Source organism: Bradyrhizobium sp. NBAIM14 (genome assembly GCF_020193895.1).
Lineage (GTDB): Bacteria > Pseudomonadota > Alphaproteobacteria > Rhizobiales > Xanthobacteraceae > Bradyrhizobium > Bradyrhizobium yuanmingense.
On record NZ_JADYVQ010000006.1, the window covers coordinates 199,216 to 225,229 of the forward strand.

Sequence of the window (26,014 nt, forward strand, 5' to 3'; positions counted from 1 at the left end):
AACTGCGGGTGGAGCGGGCTTGCGCCGTCTAGACTTCACGAGAAACGGCTTCCAATAGCGTTTCACGGGGCTTTTCTTTCCGGCGAAACTACGAGAGACCATGACGGTTCAGGACTCAAAGCGACGCGTTGCGCTGATCACCGGCGTCACCGGGCAGGACGGAGCATATCTCGCCGAGTATTTGCTCGGTCTCGGCTACCACGTGCACGGGATCAAGCGCCGATCGTCCTCGTTCAACACCGCGCGCGTCGATCATCTCTACCAGGATCCGCATGCCGGCAGCGTGCCGTTCCTGATGCACTATGGCGACATGACGGATTCGACCAATCTGATCCGGCTGGTGCAGCAGATCCGGCCGACCGAGATCTATAACCTGGCCGCCCAGAGCCACGTCCATGTCAGTTTCGAGAGCCCGGAATACACCGCCAACGCCGACGCAATCGGCGTTCTGCGCCTTTTGGAAGCGATCCGCATCCTCGGCATGGAAAAGGAGACGCGGTTCTACCAGGCCTCGACCTCGGAGCTTTACGGGCTCGTGCAAGAGGTGCCGCAGAAGGAAACCACGCCATTCTATCCGCGCTCGCCCTATGGCGTCGCCAAGCTTTATGGCTATTGGATCACGGTGAACTACCGTGAGGCCTATGGCATTTTCGCCAGCAACGGCATCCTTTTCAACCATGAGAGCCCGACCCGCGGCGAGACGTTCGTGTCGCGCAAGATCACCCGCGCCGTCGCCCGCATCGAGGTCGGCCTCGAGAACACGCTCTATCTCGGCAATCTCGACGCCAAGCGCGACTGGGGCCATGCCCGCGACTATGTCGATGGCATGCACAGGATCCTGCAGGTCGACGAGCCCGGCGACTTCGTGCTGGCGACCGGCGAGACGCGGTCGGTCCGCGAGTTCGTCGAGGTGGCGTTTGCCGAGGTCGGGCGCAGCATCGAATGGCGCGGCAGGGGCGTCGAGGAGGTCGGCGTGGACAAGGCCTCGGGCAAGACCCTGGTGCAGATCGATCCGACCTATTTCCGTCCGACCGAGGTTGATCTCCTGATCGGTGACGCCAGCAAGGCGCGCGCCAAGCTCGGCTGGGCTCCGAAGACGCCGTTCTCGCGACTGGTGAAGGAAATGGTCGCCAGCGATCTCGTTGAAGCCAAGCAGGATGCGACCAATGGCAAGCACGTCGTTTGAACTGAAGGGTAAGACGGTTTTCGTTGCGGGCCATCGCGGCATGGTCGGCGCGGCGCTGATGCGCCGGCTAGCACGCGAACAGGCCGATCTCTTGACGGTGCCGCGCAGCGAGCTCGACTTGCGCGACCAGGCCGCGGTGAACGCCTGGTTTGCCGCGAAGCGGCCGCAAGCCGTGTTCCTCGCCGCCGCGAAGGTCGGCGGCATCGTCGCTAACAACACGCTGCGCGCCGAGTTTCTGCACGACAATCTGGCGATATCGAGCAACGTCATCCAGGCGGCGCATGCCAATGGGTGCGAGAAGCTGATGTTCTTCGGCTCCTCCTGCATCTATCCGCGCTTGGCGCCTCAGCCGCTGCGAGAGGATTCGTTATTGACCGGCCCGCTGGAACCGACCAACGAACCCTATGCCATCGCCAAAATCGCCGGCCTCAAGATGGCCGAGGCCTATCGCAGCCAGTACGGCGCCGATTTCATCAGCGTGATGCCGACTAATCTCTACGGCCCCGGGGACAATTATCACCCCGAATACAGCCACGTCGTCGCCGCGCTGATCCGCCGCTTCCACGAGGCCAAGATTTCGGGCAGCCGCAACGTCGTGGTGTGGGGCACCGGCACGCCGCGCCGCGAATTCCTCTATGTCGATGATCTCGCCGATGCCTGCATCCATCTGATGAAGACCTATTCCTCGTCGGAACTGGTCAATATCGGTAGCGGCGAGGACATCAGCATCGCCGACTTCGCACTCATGATCGCGGCCGCCGTCGGTTTTCGCGGTGAGATCAGCTTCGATACGTCGCGCCCGGACGGCACGCCACGCAAGCTGCTCGACGTGCGTCGGCTGTCTGGGCTCGGCTGGCGCGCCACGACTTCGCTAAAGGATGGCATTCAGCTGGCATATCGGGCGTATCGGGCTGACAGCGACGGACGGCACCAGAGTGATTCGCTTGTTCCCGGATAAGGGGCGATACCACGATCGCCCGGCGGTGAACGTCCGTCCTAGCAGACTCGCCGCTCACGTAACGATCAATCTTGCTTCGCAAGTTGACGAACGTTCATTGTCAACAGCTGCCCTCAGTTCGCCGCCAAGAACCCCTGCCGACTTGCAGGAAAGGAAAGATCAGATCGAGACGTGCTGCCAGCAGTTGAGAGCTCATCGACTCTAAATCTCAACCGCCGACGGGCGATCACTAGCCGGAGCGAACCGGCGCTCCCTTCCTCTTGACCAATGCCTTAGCGATGGTCGGTCATCATCCTCGCCGACAGCATCACGATGGACATGAGCGCGCCTAACATCCCGAACGCCATTGGCAAGCCAAATATGTGTGAGATGAGCCCGATGCCGGCCGGCCCGACGAGTATACCCGCGTAGCCGCCGGTCGTGATGACCGCTATCGCTATGCCTGCTGGCATCACGTTCTGTTTGCCGGCGCGTCGACACAGTACGGGTACAACATTTGAAATACCCAATCCGATAAGCAGGAACCCTGCCATAGCAATCAACGCAACGGGCGCGGCTACCACGGCCAAAAAGCCTGTTACCATTAGTACAGTCCCGAGCATCAATGTGGCACGGTCGCCGATTCGCGCCACCACGGCATCTCCGCTGAGACGCCCTGCGGCCATGGCGATTGAGAAGAGCATATAACCAATGCCCCCGTGCGCCTCCGCGAGAAGATCTCGTTCAACGAGAAGCAAAGCGCTCCAATCGAGCATTGCACCTTCTACAAGAAAGGTGATACCCGCGAGCACCGCTATGAGCAACACACTGCGGTGGGGCAAGACAAATAATGGCCCCTGCTGTCTCGAACCCGTCGCCAGCAACCTCGGCCAGGCCGTCACAATCGCGATCGCTACTAACGCCGAACAGACCAACGTCGAGAGAAGCGAGCCACACTGCAGGGAGACTAACAAGGTGACCGCGGCAGAGCCGGTGACTTCCCCAATGCTGTACCGAGCGTGGAAGCCGGACATCAATAGACGGCCCGTGGCGCGCTCCAGTTCAATCGCGTGGATGTTCATTGCTACATCGATCGAGCCGAGTGAAACGCCGAAAGCAAATAGCGTGGCACCGAGCCTTACAGGTGTGTCGGAAATTGCAAGGCACGGCAGGATGATCGCGAGTCCAAGTCCACCCGCGAGGATAATGGGCTTGCTGCCGTACCGCGAGTTCAACACGCTGGTCAAAAGCATCGCGACGACAGATCCCGTTCCGAGACAGAGCAGCAGTAGACCAAGCATGCGGTCATCCGCCGCGAGCCGCTCCTTGGCGAGTGGCACCAAAGGCGCCCAGGCCGCGAGGCCGAATCCGGCCACAAAAAATGTCAGGCGTGTCCCAAGCAGGCCGGCAGACAAATTGGCACATGGTATCACGGACGCTCCTGAGAGAACGGACTCGCGGGCGCGGCGCCCCTCATCCTGCGTGCGTCGCCTGCAAGCGACGCGCGGCTCGACGATGATGGCCTCAAGTTGACGTTCTTCATCCCTGCAAATGCGATGCCGTCACAAATGCTGAACTGCGTCACACGCAGAGCGACAAGTAGGGGTGATCGTCGAGCCCCTGGGGATGGCGGTGTTTCGGCCAATCTCTCCCGGATGAGCTGGCCACACGAGGGCAATGATTTTTGCTGGTCTGCGACAGCCAAATCGCAACGCTCAGCATGCTTGTCGCAACGCCTACAAAGCCGACGGCGCCCCAGGCCTCTATGCAGTTGGCGCTAACACGGCCGTCCTTTTTCCGACAACTTTGCACAATCGGAAGCTCTCATCACGAGTGGCGGCGCTGTCTCAAGAGATCACTACAACGAGCTCCGCTACCACGCGCAAGCGGTTAATGTCGGCCCCGATGGTTTTGACATTCGTTCGTCCCTGGTTTCCGGCCGCCAGATGGTTCCCGCGCAGCCATTGGGCCTCAGTTCGTTTGTTCTGGGCCAGCGTGTCGCCGCCGGCAACAGCCATTTCGAGTAGCATGGCGGCATCAGGGCTGTCCTGTGATCCCGGGTTCCCGGCGGCGGTGGGCTGGGCCGTCTGGAGCAATCAACCAGATTTGCAAGCCATCATCATCGCCGCCGAAGAGGGCGGCGTCGATCAGGTCCAGGACGCGCGCGCATTCGATACCGAGTTGCCCGCCGGCATCGTTCAGGTGCTTATATCCGCAGTTCGCCGAGATGAGATTTGGATTGTGCGTTGTAAAGAACAAGTATAGCAGGGAGAGATCGATCAGTATCGCCGCCGCCATCACGCTATAAGCCCAGGCGCTCTGCACTAGATCGAGCTCAATCAGCACCCGTGACAAGCCGAAGCCCACGATCCAAGCATCAAAGCTCATACAGATGCGTCGGAATATCTCCGCATCAAGCCGGCGAATGACGTAGGACCCCAGCGGGACGCCAAGCAGGACACTCGGTACAAAAACATAGAGCAAGCTGCCGCTTTCGTAAATGAACAAGCCGAGCTGATAGTAGACGAAGGCGGTAACGCTCGATTCCACCACGCGAACCAGCGCTAGGCCGGCGCGAAATTCGTGTTTGACCAAGCCCTGGTTGTTAAACAGCATCGCTATGGGAGGCCCGGAGATTGTCGTCAGCGAATAGAGAACGCCCAGCATCCACCCGAATGGCAGGCCGATCAGCCAGCTTGCTCCGATAGGGCGGCGCCAACCCGCAGCTTGCAGCAGGATCAGGGGCAGAATGATCGTGTAGGTGGCGAATTTGATCCAGCCCGGCTGAAGCGAGGTCAAGGCATAGCCGCCGAGCGCAACGCCCGGCAAGAGCCCGAGCAAGATGGGAAACACTCGTCTCCAAACCACCCGCACGCCCTTCAGATTGATGAGGAGGACGTAAACGTTGACGAAGACCTCGATGATGACAATGGCGGGGTTGAGAATGCGATTGGTGTAGAAAACTAGGGCTCGGACTCAATTGATCCAATAGGCAACGATGGCGGCGAGATGGATGGCAGCCAAGAAGTTCCTGGCTAGTTTGTCGTAGCGAGTTGCGACACGCCTGAAATCCTTGAGGCGGCAGAAACAGCGCTCGATGACGTTGCGCCCCTTGTAGGCGCGTTTGCTGAAGCTGTGGAGAGTGACCCTGTTGGATTTGTTTGGGATGACGGGCTTGGCACCACGATCGACGATTTCGGCTCGAAAGCCGTCGCCGTCGTACCCTTTGTCGCCAATGAGGGCAGACATGGGTTTCGCGAGTTCCAAAAGGGCTGGCGCTGCGGCAATATCAGCGTCCTGGCCTGGAGTGAGATGAAATGCGCAAGGTCTGCAGTCAGGGTCGCTCAGCGCGTGGATTTTCGTGGTCCGCCCGCCGCGCGAGCGGCCGATCGCTTGTTCATGCTCCCCCCTTTTCCGCCGCTCGCCGAGCGATGCGCTTTGATCGTGGTGGAGTCGATGGACAAAGTCACGCCGTCTTTGCCGCAGCGGGCGAGCGCTTCAAAGATCGCCCGCAAATGTCCGCGCTTGGCCCAGCGATTGAAACGATTGTAGATCGTCGTGTACGGACCATAGTCGGGCGGTCAATCGCGCCAGCGTGCGCCGCACTGAAGCATGTGAATGATACCGCTGATGACGCGTCGATCGTCATCGCGCACCGGTCCGGTCTGGTTCGTTGGCAGATGCGGCTCTATCAGAGTCCATTGCTTGTCGTTGAGCCAGAACAGTCCTTTGCGCATCGAAGTCCCCCGCGTGGAATCAACCCGCTGCGAGGGAATCAGAGTTCGCTAATTAGGTACAGACCCTAGCGCAAAGGGTACAGTGAGCGACGAAAAGCCGTAGCCAATGGCTCCATTTACAAAGGCAGCAAAACACGTCGTTGCGGCCAGAAACCAGATAGCAGCATCAAACTCAGGCATTTCCTTAATTTTCCCACTCCAGAGGGTCGGGTCACACGTCGGGGGAGCCAGCGCGGCCATTGGTCATCGGGTTGCGGCAGATGCTGAACATTCGCTTAGCAGCTCCGCCCTTCTTCACAATGGCAGCGGCCGTTTTTGCGTTCAGCAGTTGCTCTTGTTCTCGACTTTCGATCGTGCAACGCAAGCTGTGCTGCACTTCCCGATACCCGGCAACGATCATTCAGCCAAAACGCGTCGGCTTGTTTCTCGGCTTGTCGATCAATGGTCCTCGTATCGAAAGCGGTAAGTGCGTCGGCCATGGATACGGGCCGTTCCCACGGCGCGTGTCGACCCCTAAGCGGTTCAGCGCCATCATTTTTCGGCTAGCAACGCAACGCGGTTAGACGGAAGCAAACAATTCTCCTTCAAGAGCCCTGGGATAAATAGCAACGCGCCTTTTGTCAGCGAGGATCAATTCCCTTCTCCCCCGGCGATGTCGAGCTTGGGCATTCCGCTGCCTTGAAATGTACGGTGAAATTCACCTTAGCGGAGCAGCCGGGGATCACCGATGTGTTCTTCCGAGCCCCCGATAGCCGCCAAGCTCGGCACCACGGGCGTGAAGATCTCAATGCGTAACGGAGCGTGAAGCGATCGCAGGCTCCCTCGCTTGACACTGAGCGAACCTGGATTGAATTTATCGTCATTGCTTGGCCAGCTGGGGATCAGCAGCGCCGGTGAGGCCGAACTCGGCGGCGTTCTTCGCGCGGCCGGAGCTCGCGTCGGCGCGGTGGTCCGACGCGAACACGACATAGACCGCCGGCAGCACGAAAAGCGTGAACAGCGTGCCGACAGTCATGCCAGCGACGAGCACGAGCCCAATCGAGAAGCGGCTCGCGGCGCCAGCTCCCGTTGCAGTCAACAAGGGTATGAAGCCCGTGACCATTGCCGCCGTAGTCATCAAGATTGGACGCAGTCGGACGCGCGCCGCCATCTCTATAGCCGAGCGACGGTCAAGTCTCTCCTTGAGCTGCAGCTCATTGGCGAACCCAACCATCAGGATGCCATGCTTGGAAATCAACCCCACCAGTGTCAACAGTCCGACCTGGGTGTAGATGTTCATAGTTGCCCAGCCAAAAAATGGCGGGATCAAGGCGCCCACGATTGCCATCGGTACGCTGATCATGATGATGAAAGGATCGCGCAGACTTTCAAACTGCGCCGCAAGCACCAAGAATATGATGATGATTGCAAATGCAAAGGTAATCGCCAGTTGGTTACCCTCGTATACGTATTGGCGGGCGTCGGCCAGAAAATCGTGGCTGAAGCCTGCGGGCAGTTTCTTTGCCTCGGCTTCCAGGAAGTCCACAGCCTGACCGATCGTGACGCCAGGCATCGGCACGGCCTGAAAGGTCGCGCAGTTGAGCTGATTGTAGTGGGTGAGAGCGTTCGGATCGGTCGCAGTCTCGATGGAGACTACAGTAGACAGCGGGAGCATCGAGCCCGTCGCAGTCTTCACATAATAGCTCCCGATTGCTTGCGTCGCCAGGCGCTCCTGACGTGGGACCTGCGGGATCACCTGGTAGGAACGGCCCTGCAAATTGAAGCGATTGACGTAGTTTCCGCCAAGTAAGGTGGCGAGCGCGCTACCGATAGTCTGCATGGTGATGCCAAGCTCGTTGGCCTTAGACCGATCAACCTTGATTCGCACCACCGGCTGGTTGAACTCGAGGTCGGAGTCGCTCACCATGAACAGACCGCTCTTGCGCGCGACATCCTTCAGCTTGGACATCTGCTCGTAAACGGATTGGAAGCCAACCGTCGAATTAATCACCATCTGCACTGGTAGGCCACCCGAACCGCCCGGAAGCGGAGGCAAGCTAAAGGCAAACGCGTTAATACCTTCGATTTTGGACAGCTCGGCTTGAACGAGGGATTTTAGTACAATCGATGATCGCTTGCGCTCGTCCCACGGCTTGAGCAACATGCCGGCCATGCCACTCTGCTGGCCACTGATGCCATTGAGCACGAAGCTCAAGTCACTCTCTGGAAATTTCTTGAACGCGTTTTCAAGTTTGGCGCCGTAATAGTCGAGGTAGTCGATATTGGCGTATTTGGGCGCCTTCGTTAGCGCGAATACGATACCTTGATCCTCCTCCGGCGCGAGCTCCTTGGAAATATTCATGTAGAGAAAACCGACAAGGCCTAACATGGTCAGCGCAAATAGCCCGGTAATTGGGCGATATTCGAGCGAGCGGTCGAGCTTGCGGCCGTACCATCGTGTTATGGCGCCGAACCCGCGGTTCACAAGCCTTGCAAATCGGCCCCCCTCGGCGCGCCTCAGGAAGAGCGAGCACATCATGGGCGACAGCGTCAACGCGATCACGCCCGACACGATCACAGCTCCCGCCAGCGTAAACGCGAATTCGCGGAACAGCGCACCGGTGAGGCCGCCGAGAAACCCAATCGGCGCATATACCGCAGCCAAGGTGATCGTCATGGAGATAACGGGACCGACGATCTCGCGCGCGCCCCTTGTAGCAGCCAGTAGGGGCGTCGCACCTTCTTCTAAATGGCGATGAATGTTCTCCACCACCACGATCGCGTCGTCGACCACGAGACCGATCGCGAGAACCATCGCAAGGAGAGTCAGGAGATTGAATGAAAACCCCAGCGCGAGCATCATGCTGCAGACACCCACGAGCGACAACGGAATAGTGACCACAGGAATGATGACCGACCGCAGTGAGGCCAGGAACAGAAAGATCACGATCACCACGACCACGACAGCCTCAATGAGCGTCTTCTCCACTTCATCGATCGATGATTGAATAAACTGGGTGGAGTCGTAGGCCACTTTCATCGTCAGCGACGGCGGCAGGTTACGCTCCATTTCTGGAAACAGCCCTCGAACGCCTCGCACTATGTTTAGCGGATTGCCTTGCGGGCTCGCCTGCACGCCGATGAAGACCGCGTGCTCGCCGTTCATCGCGACGCTAGTGTCTGCCGTCTGCGCGGCAAGCTCGACTACCGCAATGTCTTCCATGCGCACAAAGCCACCGTCGTTGGCTTTGACGATCATCCGCTTGAAATCATCCACACTCCGCAGATCCGTATTTGCCGTGACATCGGAGATAGTGAAATAGCCCTTGGCCTGGCCAGCCGCGGCCTGGAAGTTGTTGGCGGCGATTGCAGCCGAAACCTCGGCCGGCGACACGCCGTGCCCAGCCATTTTCGCAGGATCGAGCCATAGCCGCATCGCAAAACTCTGACCGCCCAGGATGTCCGCCGCTGCGACGCCATCCACGGTTGCCATAATGGGTTGCACGACGCGCGAGAGGTAGTCGGAGATCGCGCTTGCCGTCAATTCCTCGCTGGAGAACGCGATATACATGACAGCGGTTGTTTGACCGGTCGATTTGGTGATGACCGGATCGTTTGATTCCTTTGGGATCAAATATTTCACTGAGTTGACCTTGGAGAGCACCTCGGTGAGCGCCTCGTTGGGATCAAAATTCAGCTTGATGTAGACTTGGATCGTCGAGGTACCGAGCACCGATGAGGAGCTGATGTAGTCGACGCCCTCGGCGGAAGCGACGGCCTGCTCCAGGGGAGTCGTGATGAACCCCTGGATCATGTCGGCGGAGGCGCCAGGATAGGAAGTAGTGATATTGACGACCGTATTAGATAGCTTGGGATATTGCCGGATCGGCAGTACGGTCGCCGCCCGAAAGCCGATCAGCAAGATCAGGAGGCTAACGACAATAGACAATACCGGACGTTTGATGAAAAGCTCGGTAAATGCCATCTCGACTCGCATTTCCAGAGGGGGATGCAAATACGCCAGCAAATTGCGGTACAGCAATGATCATCAATGCGGCGACTGCGCTAAAGCCCGTAGTATGAGGGAAGCGTTATCGGCTACTCTAAGGAATCACACGTTGCTGAGCATAGCGTGCCCGATCCTCCGCTTCTTCATCTTCGTCGCTTGAATGAAGGTTGGTTGCGCTGTTCTGATCGCTCATCGCGATCTCGAATAGTGGGCACCTTCTTAAGGCACAGCCCCCCAAGTCTTTTTGCGTGCAACCGGCTAACGGTCAGACTCAAGATTCGTCCTCACACCTGATTGGAACGCAACGACTTCTAGCAAGGCGTCACTTCGGGCTTCGCGCCGCCCCGTCGGTCGAATGATCCGGGTTCGAGATCGAAAGTACAAACGACCTGACGGGTGCTCAACTCTACAAAGGTAAGTGGGAAATATAGAATGGGCTGCAAAAGACTATACCAAGGTTTGTCGAAACGCTCGCTGGTCGCAGCCCCGCGAAGTATGACCTTGCCAGAGGCAAAATTCTCGGGCCTACAATATTCCGCAAGCCCCCCTCTCCGCATCGCTAACTCGCTGAACAACTTTGCTCGGAGTTCGCCCTTGGCACCAATCGACACGTCTGTCGGAACAGTTGGCTTGAGCACTTCTTCCAGCTCAATATGCTGCGTAATGTTGGCTGCGCAGTGCGCTATGGAGTTGGCAACGCCAGTATTACCTTGTCGGTCAGCCGGGTCCATCCAACGTAGGCTGCTGCACAAAGCTCCGCGGGGCGTCGCAGTGGACTGTCGGCGGCACCGTCCACAAGTTCAAGATACTGGAGTCGGTCAACTGTCTCTAAATGCCCCTTGGCGATCGCAATTGGCCTTTCTCCCGAGCGGAATTCATCGAGCGCGGCGGAGAGTCCACGATTGAACGCAAGGGCCCGCTGACGTTCTTCCTTGCCGAGATACTGGTTGCGACTGCTCATCGCGAGCCCATCCTGCTCGGCAGCGGTCGGTACGGTGACGATCTCGATTGGGAGATTGAGATCAACCGCGCCATGCGACGCACGACTGCGCATTGGCTGAAAATCCTTCTGGCCAAAAAAAACAGCACGTCGGGCTGCACCATGTTCAACAACTGACATACGACAGTAGCGACACCGCGAAAATGTCCAGGCCTGAAGGCTCCGCACAGCTTTGGCGAGGTCGCCCGGTTCAATTAAGGTCTCGAAATGACTCGGATAAACTTCCTGTGCATCCGGCGCAAAGTGGAAGGCAACACCGGCGTCGCGGCACAGTCCCTCATCCTGCAAGAAGTCGGGCGTGTAGGTGCTGAGATCCTCGTTCAGTCCGAACTGAGTGGGGTCGACGAAGATGCTGACGTTCGATCGCCGGGCTCAATCAAGCCAGCCCGGCGCCGGCCCGACTGAGCGCATAGCCGCGCGACAAATGCGCGCGCTCATCATCCTCGTATGCCGGCGGGCCCAGAAGTCGACGTCGCCCTCTTCTACTGAATGAAAGAGGTGGCCTCAGTTAGTGGCCTTACTTTGCCAAAACCAGGATCGCAGTCGAGCGCGGCCTCAACGTCAGAGGGCGACTCTTCGCTTAAACCATTTCCTTGGTAGGCCAATGTAGTAGCCACGCCTCCGAAGTTCCGGCTCGGACCTGTGGAGCGTTTCGCAAATGGATTCCACAGGCGCGCCTGCATCAACAAGCTCGCGCAACAGTTCATCTTCCCGTCTGGTCCAGCGAGGAGAGCGGAGAGCCGCCTTCAAGTTAACCTCTTAGCCCTGAATTCATGCGGTTCTAGAGAAGAACTGTCCGCCAGCCTCGGCGAGCCTGTTCCGTGCCGAGCGCATTGCCAAGCTTGGCCTGCGATCTCCGCGTTCGTGTTCTGGAGTGCGCAGTACAGTCCCAATCAGGATGACAAAACTCATCTGAACAGAAGTGTGATCAACTGTATGGCCTCCGATAGCGTCGCCTCGGCTCTCCCAATGATCGTGTCCTCCTCAACAATGCCGGCGGAGGAATTCCTTCGAAAGCTATACGTTGGCATAGCCGAGCTGATCCTATGCCAACGAAATTTTGGAGCCACTAGGACTCACCCAGACCGTGACGGACAACCTGTGGGATGGGCGTGCGGCCCTGGAGTGAACCTGCGTGCGATAGCCTATCGCTAGGATCGCCCGCCACGGCCGGAACCGGCAGTACCAAACGCATGCAGTGGACCGGGCGCCTTGGTCGCAGCCAAGACCGGCTCGACCAGCATGGCGCGCGCATAACTGCGGCCGATCTTGCTGATGCGGCCGTGAGGGGCAGCTCCCAGTCCCGACAGCCGCACCCGCGTGTTGAGCCCGAAATCGCTCACCAGCTTCTGCGGGCTGTTCAACCGGCTGATCCTGCAGCGCAGTCCGCGTGATATCAATGCGGCCTGCATGTGTCGTGTGTATCGGGCTGCCCGCACCGTGCTTCCGGTGCCTCGGCTTGGACTCCTAGCTGTCGATGCACGCATGTAGCTTCCGGAGCAGCGCGGACGTGCCTCGGCGCCTCGAGTGAGTGAGAACCCGACGCTGTCCCTGCTACACGCGCTAGCTGAGGGCGCGGCATCGGCTTCAGCACAAACTCCGAAAAGGCTGCTCGCGCCTAAAAACTCTCGGTTCCAAATGACCCGACGAGAGCTGCGGGCGCGCGCTCTCGGCGCAACCGGGCGAGTCGGAGGCGACCAGCCCTAAGTTCTCGGCTCGTGTCTGGCAGGAGGTGCGAATGCGACGGGTGATTGGCATTGATGTCCACCGAACCTCGGGGAACTGGTGCTGGGTTCAAATTGGCTTGCAGCCTTGGAGCCAGTTTAAGGCCGTTTTCCCAATGCTGTTTGCGGATCGTGAGGATGCGTAGTCTAAGCAGGGCCAAATCGATATCTTTGGGCCCGGCGACCTCTCGAACTGATGAGGTCGCCCGTAGCGCCGGCCATGCGGCGTCATTTGCTGTCGCGATCCCGAGGAATGCGTCGGCAACCAGCGAGATATTTGGTGGCGGCGTGAAAGTAGGGTTGTCGCCCAGGTATCATCCATCATCACGAAGCACCCGACTGGTGCGCCAGCACACGAGCGAGCAGTTCTAGCGCCTGATGGCCGACCATGGCATCGTTTGCAGCATGAGCCGTTCCGGGAAGCGTGGGACGATGCGGCCACGGAGAGCTTCTTCTCTTCTCAAGACCGAACGGACGGCAGGAAAGATCTACAGAACTAGAGACGAGGCACGCGCCGATGGGTTCAGCTAAACTGAAAGATTTTGCAACAATACCCGCATGGACTCGACCACGCCTATGTCAACCCGGTTGAGTTCGGGCGCAAGACGGGTTTAGCTGAACCCCGTGTCCATTAAACCGGAAAGCTCAGGCGCTTGGTGAACGTGTAAGACCACCGATTTCTCGGGTTCGGAGCTTGCCGGAATAGTTGGCGGGTTACGAATCGGCGATCGGCAGGCTTACGAGCACTAAGTCGACCGCTGCCCAGCCCCCAGGCCCCGGGCAGCGTAGGATAGCCGGCGGCGGATGACGTCCGCCGGCCATCTGCTCGGACGAGTTGCCCAAGTTCTCTACGAGGAGATTTGTGGTTCATCGTAGCCATCAGAAGCGAAGATGAACCACAAGTCCAAACCGGGCGAAGCGACGGCAGAACAAGTATCGCCTGGGGGTGCGTGATCGCCTCGTAGTCCGACAACTGAACTTCTCCCGCACCGTGTCGATCACCTTGAATCGACCCTGAGATCTCTTCCAGAGTCGAGGTCACCCTTCGCTTATTGCATGGAGGCCCAGTCTTTGCGTGCACCGAAATGTTCCGTGACGAAGACGTGGAAGACGGGCACAAAGAACACAGCGAGGAGCGTTGCTGAAATCATGCCACCGAATACCCCGGTCCCGATGGCGCGCTGGGTTTCGGCGCTAGCGCCGCGGGCAAGCATCAATGGGACCACACCGAGTGGAAAGGCCAGTGAGGTCATTTGGATCGGACGCAATCGAAGCCTGGCTGCTCCGACGACGGCGTTCGTAAGCCCACGCCCTGACTGCGAAGGTTCTTGGCGAATTCGACGATCAGGATCGAGTTCTTGGCCGAAAAACCTATGATAGTAGTAAAGCCGATGGTGAAGAAGACGTCTTTTTCGAGCCCGCGCAGATGGGCCGCGAGAACGGAACCGATTATTCCAAGCGACACGACAAGCGTCACCGAGAACGGAATTGACCAGCTCCCGTAAAGCGCAGCCAGCACCAGAAAGACGACCAACATGGAGAGAGCAAGCAGGATTGGCGCCTGCGAGGCAGATTGCTTTCGTGCAGAGACTGTCCAATCCACTCGACTGTGAAACCTGGGGGCAGTTTGAGGCTAGTCTTTCCATTTCCATCATCGCGTCGCCGGCTATCCCGGGTGCAGCCCTTGCCGGCAATACGCATGGCCGGGTAGCCGTTGGAGCGCACGAACTGGAGGGGACTGGTTTCCATGACCGGTGTGACGAGTTCTGACAAGGACACCGTAGCGCCCGCATTGTTGCTGACGTAAAGCTTGAGCACGTCGTCAACCTGCATGCGGCTCGTCGCATCGCACACGCCGCGCCCCGTATCACCACGGTGTAGTGCCGGCTTGTCTGCATCCTCGCCAGATATGCTCGGGGCCCGTTTCTACGTGGCTGAGGTGAGCGCCCGTAGTTGCCCAAGCTTGGCGCGGGCAATCGTGTATGTACATGTGCCCATCTCGTGCGGCCATTACCACACCGATAGTGCGCCTTTACGCCGTCGGCCAGCCACCAATCCTGGTAGGCGTCCCATGATCGCTCTTGGCGCTACAATTCCGCAGCCCGTGGGAGCTTCAGACACTCCCGCGAAGGCGAGGGTGGTTAGCGTTGTTATGGCAAGGTTGGCCACTGAAGTTAGTGGGGCGTGGTAGGGACAGCGCTTTTTCGGACCAGCACAAGCGCCGAGTCACGTCGGGCTAACTTCACCGGCAGCGTGGGCGCGGCAGGGACAGCGTCGAGTTCTCTTGAGTGAAGGCGCCGAGTCGCACCTGCGTTGCCGTCAATATCAAAGGGGTTAACCCGGTAGTTAGCTATGAAATGGAGGTATGAAACATACGCCGGTCTAGCCGAGATCATTATCGTGCCGGGAGGATGCGCTCTCCTGTTTGATGGTCAGGTTTTAGGCCAGTATATCTCGCCAGTCATCGCAGCAGAAGGGTTAGCGAACGGGAGATGTCATTGGCCGTGGGCTGGAGATCCTACAAAGATGGGTATCCCGCGAGACTTATCTGAGTGGCAAAGCATCCCATAGCGCCGCGTCGGCTATGAGCACAGTGGTGAAACGCGATCGAGCTCTCACCCAGATTAGCTCGCTACGCGATCTGACGCGATGGGTTCGGATGGACTGTGATCGGTGTTGTGACCGGGCAGGCCGCATGCCAGGGCAACGTCACCTTCACGGGGCTTTTGATGAAGGACGCTGTCGACTTGGCCGACGCGCTGTCTTGGATCTCTACTTTGACAAGCATCGTCGATCGCGCAAGTTATGGCAGGGGCAGACTGCGCCTGTCCTCCAGCCCGCTTGATCCCCCAAATAGCTGTGGGACGATCTGAAGAGTATCTGTTCGTCGATAGGAACCCGCGCTCGAGTACCGCAACAGTTCACCGTATTCCTCCACGATAAGGCGTTAGGTCCGGGTTGATTCGAGTCGCAATGGACGAGGACGGCACAGTACAGCTTCGAGCATGCGAATCCTCAACTCGACCAACGCTCGGCTCGTTAAACAGTGCCAACGTTCGCTCGATTAAGTCCGCATGGGGAAGCGCGTCCGCAGTCCAGTCGAGTGGCACAAGCGTCGGCGAACCACATGGCGCTAAGACACTATGGCAGCCACTCCCAGAAGAGCGCGCCAATACCATTTTGTCGGATTGAGCAACGGAACGACGGTAAGGCGGAGCCCGATTCTGAAAGCGGCGTCTGCAAAACGAAATCGGCGTCAAGTACGGCGACAAAGGCCGTGGAAAGCCGCAAAGAGTCGTGAGGGCAGCAGCATCAGAGCCCGTAGCGCGTAAGAAACCGACGGAATTGTGCGATCGGGCCGCCGGTGAAGATAACGCGTCCAGTACTCCCAATCGCGCAGCCGAGATCTGGCTCTCCTGCGAGATCTGAAACAATCACGGTGACATCAAAGCGCTGGAGGTGCTGCGCACTTCGACCAGCGAAGGAGCATCATTGTAGGGCTCCCGATGAAGACTCCGTCGCGGGCTGACGCAAGTTCGGCCTCGAGGTAATTAACTCGATCCGAGAACTCGATCAGCGGCTGGCCGAGCTTAATGTCGAGAGCGAGCAAGTGAAAGCGCGCATCGTCCATCTCGACCGGCAAATCGTGCCGAGCCTGTTCGTGTCTGATCTTCGCTACGCTCAACGCCGGCGTTGTTGGCATGCCTGGAATATACCGATGGCCAATACACGCGGCGTGGCTAGGATCTCGTCAAGATCGTCGACCGCAATACGCTGAGCGTCACCGCGGGCGTCGCCGAATCCGTGTATGATAGTCTTTCCGTCGGCGCGGCCGTCCAGTTTCGGCTGTTTGGGGACGATCGCATTTGTACGAGGTCCGTGCCAAAACGCTGCCGTCAGATGACGCCGTCGTTCTAAACTGGTCCAACATCTTCGATGCTTCATTGAACGATTTTGACCAGGTTTGCGCACGACATCCAGGTGGCACGTCACTACGCCAAAAGGACTCTTGGAGTTGGCAAGATTCTTCAGAAGATCGACCGTAAATTTTAATGCGCCCTGCAAGGGAAGCGCTCCTGCATCGCCGTTCCGATATCAAATGATAAGCAACCCGTGCTTCAGAAAATACGGCATCTCAATTGATTAGTCTGACCTCGGCGGCTCTGTACTTTGAGCGGCGTTTGTTGAAGCGACGATCGAAAGACACGCGCGTCCCCGGCACCAGATCAGCCCCTGTGCAGTCGCAAAGGTCCGAAATGTGAACGAACAAATCCATGCCGTCGCAGCTGTCGGGTCTGATGAAGCCCCAGCCCTTCTCAACACTGTAGGAGACTACTGTTCCAGTCTGCATCTCTGATCTAACGTGTGTTCGAGGCTATGGCATGGCCGCTTAGGCGCCGAAGTCGCAAGCCACAGCAAATCGGCGGGGCGGACCAGACGCTCGCGACGCCGAGCCCGCCCCTAACATCGCCGTATCTGGAGCAATACGTGATGGTACCTCTAACCAAGCAAGGGCCGTGCCGAATTGAGAATTGGAGGTTCAGCAGGGACTTCGTAGCGGGCTGCAGGGTCAAGTTGTCGACATTCGTTTGAGAGCTGACGTCCGTCGTCAGACAACTCCTTGAACCAACTGTAACACATCGAGGCAGCGATGCCTTCTGGGCGGCAGATCTCGAGATGTTCTCCTTGCCGCGCACAGCATCATGCGGATCCTCTCTTCCGCCGAATAATGCCGGCGGGTCTGTCGCCTAATGTCTTTTTACAACTTGTTCTGCCGGTGCTTTTCTCGGTCCGGATTTCTGTTTCATCTTCGCTCCCGCTGGCTACTATGAACCAGGAACTCCTCCCAAAGCAAAATCACACTGCCTGTTTCACAGGCCCCGACGGCGAACACTCTTTAGGTCAGCGTGGCGCCTTGGCTAGCTAAGTGCCGCGCAAGGTCAAGCGCCGGAAGTAGTGCATGTCTAGGACAGCTCGCGAAGCTGGACCGGCAGGCCAAGCAAGCATGGATAGTTTGCGCCGGACCAAAACCACGCCGTACCCCACGTGCGCGTCTGTCGGCAATCTGCACGTCCTTCGCTATGGCGAGTAAGGTCTCGGCTTTGAGGCTGCCGGCCCGGAAAGCTGTCGTAGGCTCGTGGCTCAACAGCGGTCGCCTACTGTGCAGATTAGGCTGCTTCGCCGGATCATGCATCCTGCTGTAAGACGGGCTCGGCTTGAAGACTGTGAACGGTCTTTTGAACGCTGCCGGAAATGCGCAGCATCTTCTCGACTGAAACAATCTAAACGGCAGGGGACACTGCTTCGGTGGCAGTCCGAGGCAGCTCGCAATACTGAAGTCGCTTGAGAAGCCGCGTTCTTGAGAGTGAACCAAATCAATGTCCATCGTTCATGGCAGCCGCTCGTCTTGTTAGTTCTTGTGCATGGTGGAATCTGCGCGAAGTTGATGGATGCTAGCGAGGGCAACGATGCGCGTATTCGAGACAACGCAAATTGGCCGGCCCAGGTATCCGAAGGGCCTGGGAGATTCCAGGCCGAAACGCGACGCATTGAAACGTGAAGGCGCCAGCTTTGAAGTGACAGGGCTTCGTAGGTGCGAGCTCAAATGTTTGAGTATTTTCCTGAAAGCGTAGGTATGATCATCATCATTGGCTGGGAAGTTCTTGTTCGAAGCCGCCCTCCGTCTCAGCCAGCTTCCGGAACGTGCGGAGGTCGACACGTCCGCCTGAGGGAGTATCAATATAGTCTATGTCTACTCCCGATCTCTCAAGACACTCCGCCTTACACAGGGCTTCTCTTGCGCTCAAACTTTGAACTGAAAAATGCCTCCGGCTAAACCCCGTTCGATGACACCTAATGCTGTAGGACACGGATCCCCCTCCGTTGAGAGCGACAGTATAACCAACTTCCCGCGACAGTGCGACCGGCCATTCTTGGTAGGTCCTTGCGGGCGCGTTTGCGCAATCACCGCGGCTCCTGAGCTTCAAACCGACTTTCTGAAGCAGAACTGTGAGATCCTCTCCAATCAAAGTGCCAGACGTCCGTCGAACTTCATCTGAAGTGAGTCAGAGCCAGTACGCTGGATGGCTACGGCTATCGTCTCAAAGTCCGTCGGACCGGCAGCCGAACGAGAAATGTTGCGATACAGTTGCGCTACGATCCAGGCAATGAGGCAGGAATATTTGCATCACTCCAGTTGACTTCAGCGATTCCCTGCCTGCGAAGGCACGTCGTAGTGAGGTGAAGAACATGGAAGTCCTGCCGCACTGAGCCGAACGCGGGAATGCTGTTCAAACTGCCACCTCATCCCTTTCGATCGGATCAAAGTGGCATAGCGCCCCGTCGGGCCACTCCCGAACCGCTGCACCTAAGGACATAGCTATGTTGCCATCAGGCGATCCTTGTTGGCCTCCAGAGCGAATCTCAAAGGGGATTGATGCTGTGCGGCAAGGTCGGCGTGAAGGCGCTTACCGAAAGCGTGGCCCGCGCTTGTCATTTGCGCCCCCCCGCATTGCAAGCCCCAAGTGCGCCTCGCCCGCATAAAAGCGGCCCCAGCCAATCGGCGACAGCCGGGGCCGTTGTGCTCTGGCACGGCGGGGGCTATCGGCCAGGGCGCATCAACAATCCAATCCCTTCGCCACAAGTTCGTAAACGATAGCTGCGCCATGAGGCGGCGCTACTTTTGAAGCGCCTACGATCCATTGCCACCTTGATCTCGAAGATGGCGACGATCGCCGCGCAGACCGCTGTACCGCCAATTGCCGATACAGGATCATTTCGATCCATACGTGTACTAACACTGGACGAAGGCGGTTAATCCGGCCCCAGCCGTGAATCAGGACAGGCCGAGGCGGCCTTACTCTCGATGCTGGGGGTTGTGGTCGTGCCAGTCCGCCATCTGTTTGTACTTGCGGGCCATCTGCCCGAGCTCGCGCTTCGCTTTCGGATTGCCGGTTAGGGCGGCCTGGTGCCGGCCGAGCAGTTCAAGCGAGCGGTGCGAATAATTCGGCGGGAGATCGGTCTGGCATTCGGCAGAATACCACGCCCCTCTCGGGGGCGGTCAGCCGTGTTACAAAGCGAACACTTCTCAGAAGGCCGGGCGAGAAGACCGCAGTCGCGGCCTCAAGACAGCTCCTGGGGCCTGTGCCGCGACGTTCCGCACGATGGGCGCTGCGGCTTGACCTAGCACATCGCGCGCTAACCCGGCGAGGATCTTAGCCGATCGTTAGCAAGAATCTGCAGTTTGCTCTTGGGACGAACCGTGGGGACATGCACGGCCTTGTGCTCAGGCTCGGGGTCGAGGGTCCGCCAGCCAGCCCGGAGGGCCTTCCCTCATGCCCCTAACTTTCGATTCACATGTATGGAGTCGGAACCGGTGCACGCCGTAGCGTTGGTGAAACCGGGGCTGGCTATATATTTCACTTAAACCAGGGCTCTCCCTCGCGTCGCGCGCTTACTTCGTTGTCGCGCTGCCGGACCGGGGGGAAGCTTCCTGCATTGCGCAAGGAGCTAACGTCGGCTGGTGGACGCAGGCGCGGAGATCGGCACGCGGCAGATCCCCGGCGTGGACGGCCCCTATCGCTTTTTTGAAAGCAGCTCGCGAAGGGCGGCCGCGTCGAGCATCTGCTCGGCCAGAAGCTTCTTCAGCTTCGCGCTCTCCTCTCCCAGCGCCTCAGGCGCTTGGTCTCAGAGACATCCATGCCGCCGAATTTAGCCTTTCAATTGTAGATCGTCGCTTCGGAGATCCCATGCCTGCGAGCCAGGTCAGCCGTTTCGCCCAAGCCTCATCCTCCTTTAATACCGCGATAATCTGCTCTTCCTGAACCTTGCTCGCCTCATCTGTCCGTCCCTCTTCGGGCTGGACTCTAACTCCTTCGCCTTCTGGAACAAATACTTAGTGGCGGGTCACGTCCCGGACAAATCCGAAAACTTCACGTCAAAAGAGGAAGCGGAGCACCTCTACGGGAGCTACCGAAACTGCCGGTTTTCTAGCTTCTTGACTTGGGTTTTATCTGGACGACAGCCAACGGAGACCCTCTATGTACATACCATCCCACTTTCGAGATGACGACCTCAAGAGCATTCAAGCGACAATCCGCTGCGCCCGATTGGCCAACCTGATCACGGCGACATCAGATGGGCCACTTGCGACGCCTCTTCCGCTCTTCCTCGATGAGAGCGAAGGCAAACACGGCGCGCTGTACGGGCACCTGGCGAAGGGCAATCCGCAATGGCGCACGGCCCCGATTGGAGAAGCTCTGGCGATCTTTAGTGGCGCAGAGGCTTATGTGACACCATCCTGGTATCCAAGCAAGCGTCAAACTGAACACGTGGTGCCTACATGGAATTACATCGCGGTCCACGCCCATGGACCGATTGAGTTCTTCGAGGATCCTAAACGCCTGCTTGAGATCGTGACGCGTCTGACGAATATCCATGAGACGTCACGTGCGACGCCCTGGGCCGTCAGCGATGCGCCCGCGGATTTCATTGCCGTCCAGTCGCGTGAAATCGCCGGCGTGCGCATCCCGATCACCATGGTCGAAGGCAAGCGCAAGATGAGCCAGAACCGCCCTGCGCCCGATCGCGTTGGTGTCGCCACCGGCCTAGCGGCGAGCAAACTGGCACAGGACCTGGAAGTTGCAGCTCTTATCCTGGCTCAGGACTGAGACGATAATGTGCATGACCGTGGCCAACAGCGCCGATGGACATTACATCTGCAGCTCTCACACGCTCCAGCGGCATTAGTAGAGATTAACCCGGGCATACAATTACCTCGCGACATTTATTAACCGAACAGTCAGCTCGGGCTTACCGCGCTGTAGACACTTGTCTGTATTCTGACAGAGGCACAATCTCGTGTCAGGTCCAGTACAGCGCGAATATCGAAAGTCCATTCGGCCTTGTGGCTTGCCAGCGCCGCCTAGGTTGGCGCCTCCTGCTGTCCGCTTCGGCTTTCACGGTTCGACATTAGAAGGGGGAGGTCGGTGATCGAGTTTTTTCGTCACTCGGTCCAACCATCGGCTCAGTTCGATGACTCGCGCCGAATACCACGATTCGTTCAGTGCCCATTGGCGGTACATGGTCGTCTTTCGCCTGGCACGATGCTTGCTGAAGATCATTCGCTCCGAGAGGCGAGAGAGAGAAACTGCAAGGGCTTACAAAAGCAACATGAGCACAACGGCTTTGATCGGTGGCGTCATTCCGAGCACCGATGTGGTGAAACGAGCAGCGCGCATCGGCGCCGAAATCAAAAATATCAAGCTATCAGGCGATTTACCGGATCACGCGATCGCTGCGATCAACAGCTTATTGCTCAAGCACAAGGTGATCTTCTTCCGTAATCAAGGACATCTCAATGACGCCGAGCAGGAGCGCTTTGCCGCTCGTCTCGGAAAGTTAGTGCCGCATCCGATGCTTGGTGCCACCAAGGGGATGGCGTCGCTCCTCGAACTGGACTCCACTCGCGGCGGCGGTCGCGCAGACGTTTGGCATACGGATGGGACCTTCGCCGACGCCTATCCCAAGATTTTGGTCCTGCGGGCCGTTGTAATGCCAAGGTTCGGAGGCGACACCGTGTGGTCGAACACAGCTGCCGCTTATCTTGATCTGCCGCCGCCTCTACAACGCCTTGCCGACGGCCTATGGGCCGTTCACAGTAACGTTTTCGATTACGCCGGGATCGCGCGTGTCCGCGAGGTCGACAAGAAGCACTTTGACGAGGTGTTCACCAGAACGGCTTTTGAGACCGAGCATCCCGCTGTACGCGTCCACCCCGAGACAGGCGAGCGGACGCTAGTGCTCGGCGCCTTGGTGAAGCACTTTGTTGGGGTCGGCAAATACGACGGACAAAAGTTGTTCGATCTGTTCCAATCTCACATCACCGCGCCCGAAAACACTGTGCGCTGGAACTGGCTAGAGGGCGATATTGCAATATGGGATAACCGCGCAACGCAGCATTACGCGGTCAACGATTACGGGGACCAGCATCGCGTCGTACGGCGGGCCACGGTCGAGGGTGACGTGCCTGTCAGCGTCGATGGCCGGAGCAGTGTAACGCGCTTCAAGGCGACCGAATAACTGCAGTTGGCCCAGCGCCTCGCGTCTGAAAACCGAGAAAACCTGATAATCGGAGTTGTATCCGGCGCGAACACACCTTTCCGACAAGATATCTCGGCTCTTGGCGCCAGCTCGGCAGCGCCTAGAATTAGCATCGACCAACAGTTTCGGAAACCTTGAGCATCACTGTCCTTCGCCAGCGGCCGGTACGTGGCCTTCACGTTTCAGTTTAGAAAATCCTCGATCCGTGGCCATAAAGCGCGCTAACATGGGAGCGATGAGCTTAGTCGGATCGACCACTTGGCCACCCTGACGCGTAAGCGCTTCCGCATATGCAATGAGATCACGATGCACGGCCGCAGGCAGCTCGGTACTCACTTTGACCGGCTTGTCGTCTGGAAGCTCTCCAATTTTGAGTTTTGGCATGTTGTCACCCTCTATAGGGCGTAAGTATGAGGTCACGATTGACAAGAACACGAACCGGGAAGCCAGGTCGTACAGCCAGAGTGGGCTGGATGTTGAGGCTGCGGCGAACGACCTGCTGTCCGGTCTGATTCAGTGAGTCTGAGGCGCCGTGCCGCAATGCCTGGATGATCGCGCTGTCGTTGCTGTTGGTGTCCGAGCCGGCCCCAAGTTCGGTCCCGACCGCCAGAAACGTCGATAGTGCCGCAGCCTTGAACAGCTCACCCCAGTGATTGTCGACCTGGTCTTCGAGGCCTGCATACCCGGCAGCGTCAGCGCCAGGCTGCCGCTCGAGAACGATGGAACGTCCGTTCGGCATAATCAGCCGGGTCCAGACGAGCAGGACACGGGACTGGCCGAAAGTGACCTGGCTATCGTAGATGCCGATCAGACGCGCTCCCTGAGGCACAAGCAGAGAGCGGCCGGTCGGCGTGTCATAGACATTCTCGGTCACCTGCGCCGTGATCTGGCCCGGCAGGTCCGACCGGATTCCGGTGATCAGGGCTCCCGGAATAACCGTCCCAGCCTGCACGATATACGGTGAAGCCGGCTTGGTGACGCGATCAGGGCTTACCGTGCGACGGTCCACAGAAGCGTTCACGAAGGCAAGCTTGCGGTCCTGACCGTTTTGCGCATTTCCGTCGTCGCCGGTGCTCGTCGCGCTCGCAGGCACGACGCGCTCGTTTCCAACCGCCGCAGCGGCGGGCGGACGCACTTCTCGTCCATTCGCCGAAGCGAATAGATGGCTGATGCGGGCTGCTTCGGTCTCTTGATCCCGGCGCTGCTGTTCTGGATCAGCGCCGATCGTCGGCAACTGGCCTTGGGCCGCAAGGATCGGCCGACCGAGGTCCCCGGGAAGGGGCGGACCCAGTTGCGGGATTGGCTGGCGCGGAATGCCAGTGTAGTCCTTCGGCAGCGCCGTAATACCGTCAGCGACATTGTGATGGTCGGTACTGTAAAGCTCATCGGCCGCCTGGTCTCGAGGGCGATTCTTCTGCAGCGACCACAGCACGGCTCCACCGATGACAAGCAGGGCGACCGCGCTCCCTCCCGCCAGTACTTTCCGTGACAACCGTGTCACGCGCGGGTGCTCCGCTCTCAAGCGGAAGCCCCTGGACTGATCCTCTTGTGTCTCAGGCGGAGCCGCTTGCTCCTGATCGTTCATATTCCGAGTGTTCATGACGACGGTCTCCCATCGGTCCTGACAATACGGACCTTCTGCTGGTGCTCGCCGCCAAGCCGCAGTTCGGCGGCAGCAAACAGCCGATCGACGATCAATACGTTGCCGTAAGCGCGGTAGTTGACGAGTTCAGTCTTGCCGTCTGGACCGATGACGAAGAGCGGAGGCATCTCGCCCTGCACGATCCCCGCCGGGAATTCGACATAGACCTTGCGGCCATCGTCATATGCGGCGAGCGGCCGCCAGGGAGGACTGTCCCCTTCGATGGCATAGCGGAAGGTGCGCTGCGCCGGGTCCGGAAGAACAGGCTGCGCGACCGAACGCGATCGTTCCCGTGCAGTTTCTGGATAGTACCAAGCAACAGACGGCATGTATGGCCGTTCGCGGGAGCGGAGCTCAATCAAGTAGGTGCGCCGGTCCGTATTGACCACCAAGTTGGTCTCAATCGAAGCTCGGGTCGGCTTGACCAGGATATGGACCCGCCGTGTGTCGCCGCTCCCGCTTTCGGTATCGCCCACGACCCAGCGTACGGTATCTCCGGCCGCGATCGGTCCTGATCCCGTCAACTGCTCTCCCTCCTCGAGCGCGATATCCGTGATCTGCCCCGGTGCGGCGTAAATCTGATAGAGCGCCCCGGGACTGTAGGCGTAGATTTGCGCTGCGTTGAAATAGCCCCGCTTGCGCGGTTCGACCCGGGCTGCGCTGTTTGCCGTCTCTACGCGGCTCACCGGCTCAGCGTCTTCTTTCGCGCCTAACTTGCCGCCGAGAGCAGGCTTCCAGAGAGGTGGAACGTGAAGCGGTCGCGATCTGTCGTCGAGAGCCACTGGCGCCGCCGGCAGCGGAGGAACATCAGCGTCATAGCTGATCTCCGGCGGAATGTAGGTCGCGCAGCCTCCGAGCGCGGACGAACAAAGCAGGAAAGCGGATAAAAATGCACGCTTCGAGCTCACGAACTCGGGCCAAGCCGAGCCGAGCCTGCTTTGCTGGAGGGAACGTTTCGAATGAACGTCAAACGGCATCTTGGTCACTGGCTCAACTCCTTTGACCAGTTGATGGCGCGGACGTAGACGCCAAGGGGGTTCTTGCGCAGGCGTTCGGCATCGCGGGGTGTCTCGATCACGATCGAGAGAATTGCGGTCCAACGCTCAGTCGCGCTCAACGAGCCGTTGTCGTAGATGCGCTGGGTCCAGGCGACTCGAAAGCTCTCCGAAGACGCGCGAATGACGCTTGAGACGTCCACTGAGATTTGTGCCTTGCCCAGCTTGGCAAAGGGGTCATTGTTGCGCGCATAGTCGTTCAGTGCAGCCGCGCCACGATCCGTCGTAAAATCATAGGCCCGGAGCCAATTCTGGCGCAGAACGATACTGTCTGCCGGCAAACCTCTGACGTCCTCGATGAAGCGCGCCAGATGGTAGGCTATCTGAGCGTCAGTAGGTTGATAGTCGATGTTGGCCGGCGCAACCCTTTGGGCTTGACCGAGATGATCGACCTCAACTACCCAGGGCGTGATCGAGCCTTGGCTCGATTGCCAGACAAGGCTGCCAGCGAGACCGGCAGACAACATCAAACAGCCGAACGCCATCAGGCGCCAGTTCTTAGCTTGCACGCGCGCTGATCCAATGCGTTCGTCCCAAACCTGAGCGGCCTTTTGATAAGGCGTAATCGGCTCGGGCATGCGCCCGTAGTGAACTGTTGGTCGTTTGAACATCGATGGGTGCCCCTGATATCGAGTGATCGGTTT

At 58.6% G+C, this 26,014-nt stretch carries 16 protein-coding genes and 4 pseudogenes; 5 read left to right on the plus strand and 15 right to left on the minus strand.

Annotated features, from left to right (window positions below):
• The first annotated feature begins 100 nt into the window (after positions 1-100).
• Positions 101-1,186, plus strand: coding sequence for a GDP-mannose 4,6-dehydratase (gmd, locus tag I6F28_RS17525; protein WP_225128595.1), 1,086 nt, complete (start codon positions 101-103; stop codon positions 1,184-1,186).
• Positions 1,167-2,144: a GDP-L-fucose synthase family protein gene (locus I6F28_RS17530; RefSeq protein ID WP_275945323.1), complete on the plus strand. Its 978-nt coding sequence runs from the start codon at positions 1,167-1,169 to the stop codon at positions 2,142-2,144. The genes gmd and I6F28_RS17530 overlap by 20 nt, the downstream gene beginning before the upstream one ends.
• Before the next feature lie 272 nt (positions 2,145-2,416).
• On the opposite strand, the gene I6F28_RS17535 is transcribed toward I6F28_RS17530, so the two are convergent.
• The 8 genes and pseudogenes from I6F28_RS17535 to I6F28_RS17570 form a co-directional block, all read right to left on the minus strand.
• Entirely contained in the window at positions 2,417-3,538 is a 1,122-nt protein-coding gene (locus I6F28_RS17535; RefSeq protein ID WP_225128596.1) for an MFS transporter, read from the minus strand.
• 432 nt (positions 3,539-3,970) lie between these two features.
• Positions 3,971-4,153, minus strand: a complete 183-nt coding sequence (locus tag I6F28_RS17540) for a hypothetical protein (protein WP_225128597.1) — start codon at positions 4,151-4,153, stop codon at positions 3,971-3,973.
• A 7-nt stretch (positions 4,154-4,160) separates the two neighbouring features.
• A complete protein-coding gene (locus I6F28_RS17545) occupies positions 4,161-5,069 on the minus strand; it encodes a sulfite exporter TauE/SafE family protein (RefSeq protein WP_225128790.1) in 909 nt (302 codons plus the stop codon).
• Positions 5,070-5,099: 30 nt separating this feature from the next.
• Positions 5,100-5,860, minus strand: a pseudogene (locus I6F28_RS17550) (IS5 family transposase).
• Positions 5,861-6,071: 211 nt separating this feature from the next.
• Positions 6,072-6,260, minus strand: coding sequence for a hypothetical protein (locus I6F28_RS17555; RefSeq protein ID WP_225128598.1), 189 nt, complete (start codon positions 6,258-6,260; stop codon positions 6,072-6,074).
• Positions 6,261-6,719: 459 nt separating this feature from the next.
• The gene (locus I6F28_RS17560) at positions 6,720-9,824 is read right to left on the minus strand and encodes an efflux RND transporter permease subunit (protein ID WP_225140387.1); all 3,105 of its coding nucleotides are present in this window, start codon (positions 9,822-9,824) and stop codon (positions 6,720-6,722) included.
• Between the two features lie 706 nt (positions 9,825-10,530).
• Positions 10,531-11,199 (minus strand): pantoate--beta-alanine ligase, encoded by a 669-nt coding sequence (locus I6F28_RS17565; protein WP_463671667.1) that lies wholly within the window; start codon positions 11,197-11,199, stop codon positions 10,531-10,533.
• 800 nt (positions 11,200-11,999) lie between these two features.
• Entirely contained in the window at positions 12,000-12,212 is a 213-nt protein-coding gene (locus I6F28_RS17570; protein ID WP_463671666.1) for a transposase, read from the minus strand.
• 708 nt (positions 12,213-12,920) lie between these two features.
• Between I6F28_RS17570 and I6F28_RS17575 the strand changes: the two are divergent.
• Positions 12,921-13,207, plus strand: a pseudogene (locus I6F28_RS17575) (IS3 family transposase); the annotation flags it as partial.
• Positions 13,208-13,621: 414 nt separating this feature from the next.
• On the opposite strand, the pseudogene I6F28_RS17580 reads toward I6F28_RS17575, so the two are convergent.
• The 3 genes and pseudogenes from I6F28_RS17580 to I6F28_RS17590 form a co-directional block, all read right to left on the minus strand.
• Positions 13,622-14,405: pseudogene (locus I6F28_RS17580) on the minus strand (efflux RND transporter permease subunit).
• A gap of 2,302 nt (positions 14,406-16,707) precedes the next feature.
• Positions 16,708-16,923 (minus strand): cold-shock protein, encoded by a 216-nt coding sequence (locus tag I6F28_RS17585; RefSeq protein ID WP_225128600.1) that lies wholly within the window; start codon positions 16,921-16,923, stop codon positions 16,708-16,710.
• A 3,230-nt stretch (positions 16,924-20,153) separates the two neighbouring features.
• Positions 20,154-20,411: pseudogene (locus tag I6F28_RS17590) on the minus strand (transposase); the annotation flags it as partial.
• Between the two features lie 200 nt (positions 20,412-20,611).
• Between I6F28_RS17590 and I6F28_RS17595 the strand changes: the two are divergent.
• Positions 20,612-21,241 (plus strand): FMN-binding negative transcriptional regulator, encoded by a 630-nt coding sequence (locus I6F28_RS17595; RefSeq protein ID WP_225140388.1) that lies wholly within the window; start codon positions 20,612-20,614, stop codon positions 21,239-21,241.
• A 502-nt stretch (positions 21,242-21,743) separates the two neighbouring features.
• Positions 21,744-22,652 carry a TauD/TfdA dioxygenase family protein gene (locus I6F28_RS17600; protein WP_225128602.1) on the plus strand — a complete coding sequence of 303 codons (909 nt, stop codon included), beginning with the start codon at positions 21,744-21,746 and terminating at the stop codon, positions 22,650-22,652.
• 162 nt (positions 22,653-22,814) lie between these two features.
• Here I6F28_RS17600 and I6F28_RS17605 read toward each other — a convergent pair whose 3' ends face one another.
• Genes I6F28_RS17605 through trbF form a run of 4 tightly spaced genes read right to left on the minus strand, consistent with a single transcriptional unit; the run spans position 22,815 to position 25,981 of the window.
• A complete protein-coding gene (locus I6F28_RS17605; RefSeq protein WP_128931751.1) occupies positions 22,815-23,057 on the minus strand; it encodes a DUF2274 domain-containing protein in 243 nt (80 codons plus the stop codon).
• A gap of 4 nt (positions 23,058-23,061) precedes the next feature.
• Complete coding sequence (locus tag I6F28_RS17610) at positions 23,062-24,273, minus strand: TraB/TrbI/VirB10 family type IV secretion system protein (protein WP_225128603.1); 1,212 nt, start codon at positions 24,271-24,273, stop codon at positions 23,062-23,064.
• Complete coding sequence (trbG, locus tag I6F28_RS17615; protein ID WP_225128604.1) at positions 24,270-25,301, minus strand: P-type conjugative transfer protein TrbG; 1,032 nt, start codon at positions 25,299-25,301, stop codon at positions 24,270-24,272. Before trbG ends, I6F28_RS17610 begins: the two co-directional genes overlap by 4 nt.
• Positions 25,298-25,981: a conjugal transfer protein TrbF gene (gene trbF / locus I6F28_RS17620; RefSeq protein ID WP_225128605.1), complete on the minus strand. Its 684-nt coding sequence runs from the start codon at positions 25,979-25,981 to the stop codon at positions 25,298-25,300. The genes trbG and trbF overlap by 4 nt, the downstream gene beginning before the upstream one ends.
• Positions 25,982-26,014: the final 33 nt, after the last annotated feature.

Coding starts and splice junctions, on each gene's coding strand:
- gmd (WP_225128595.1), top strand. CDS start 101: ATGACGGTTCAGGACTCAAAGCGACGCGTTGCGCTGATCACCGGCGTC.
- I6F28_RS17530 (WP_275945323.1), top strand. CDS start 1,167: ATGGCAAGCACGTCGTTTGAACTGAAGGGTAAGACGGTTTTCGTTGCG.
- I6F28_RS17540 (WP_225128597.1), bottom strand. CDS start 4,153: ATGCTACTCGAAATGGCTGTTGCCGGCGGCGACACGCTGGCCCAGAAC.
- I6F28_RS17555 (WP_225128598.1), bottom strand. CDS start 6,260: ATGATCGTTGCCGGGTATCGGGAAGTGCAGCACAGCTTGCGTTGCACG.
- I6F28_RS17560 (WP_225140387.1), bottom strand. CDS start 9,824: ATGGCATTTACCGAGCTTTTCATCAAACGTCCGGTATTGTCTATTGTC.
- I6F28_RS17585 (WP_225128600.1), bottom strand. CDS start 16,923: ATGCAGACTGGAACAGTAGTCTCCTACAGTGTTGAGAAGGGCTGGGGC.
- I6F28_RS17595 (WP_225140388.1), top strand. CDS start 20,612: ATGTACATACCATCCCACTTTCGAGATGACGACCTCAAGAGCATTCAA.
- I6F28_RS17600 (WP_225128602.1), top strand. CDS start 21,744: ATGAGCACAACGGCTTTGATCGGTGGCGTCATTCCGAGCACCGATGTG.
- I6F28_RS17605 (WP_128931751.1), bottom strand. CDS start 23,057: ATGCCAAAACTCAAAATTGGAGAGCTTCCAGACGACAAGCCGGTCAAA.
- I6F28_RS17610 (WP_225128603.1), bottom strand. CDS start 24,273: ATGAACACTCGGAATATGAACGATCAGGAGCAAGCGGCTCCGCCTGAG.
- trbF (WP_225128605.1), bottom strand. CDS start 25,981: ATGTTCAAACGACCAACAGTTCACTACGGGCGCATGCCCGAGCCGATT.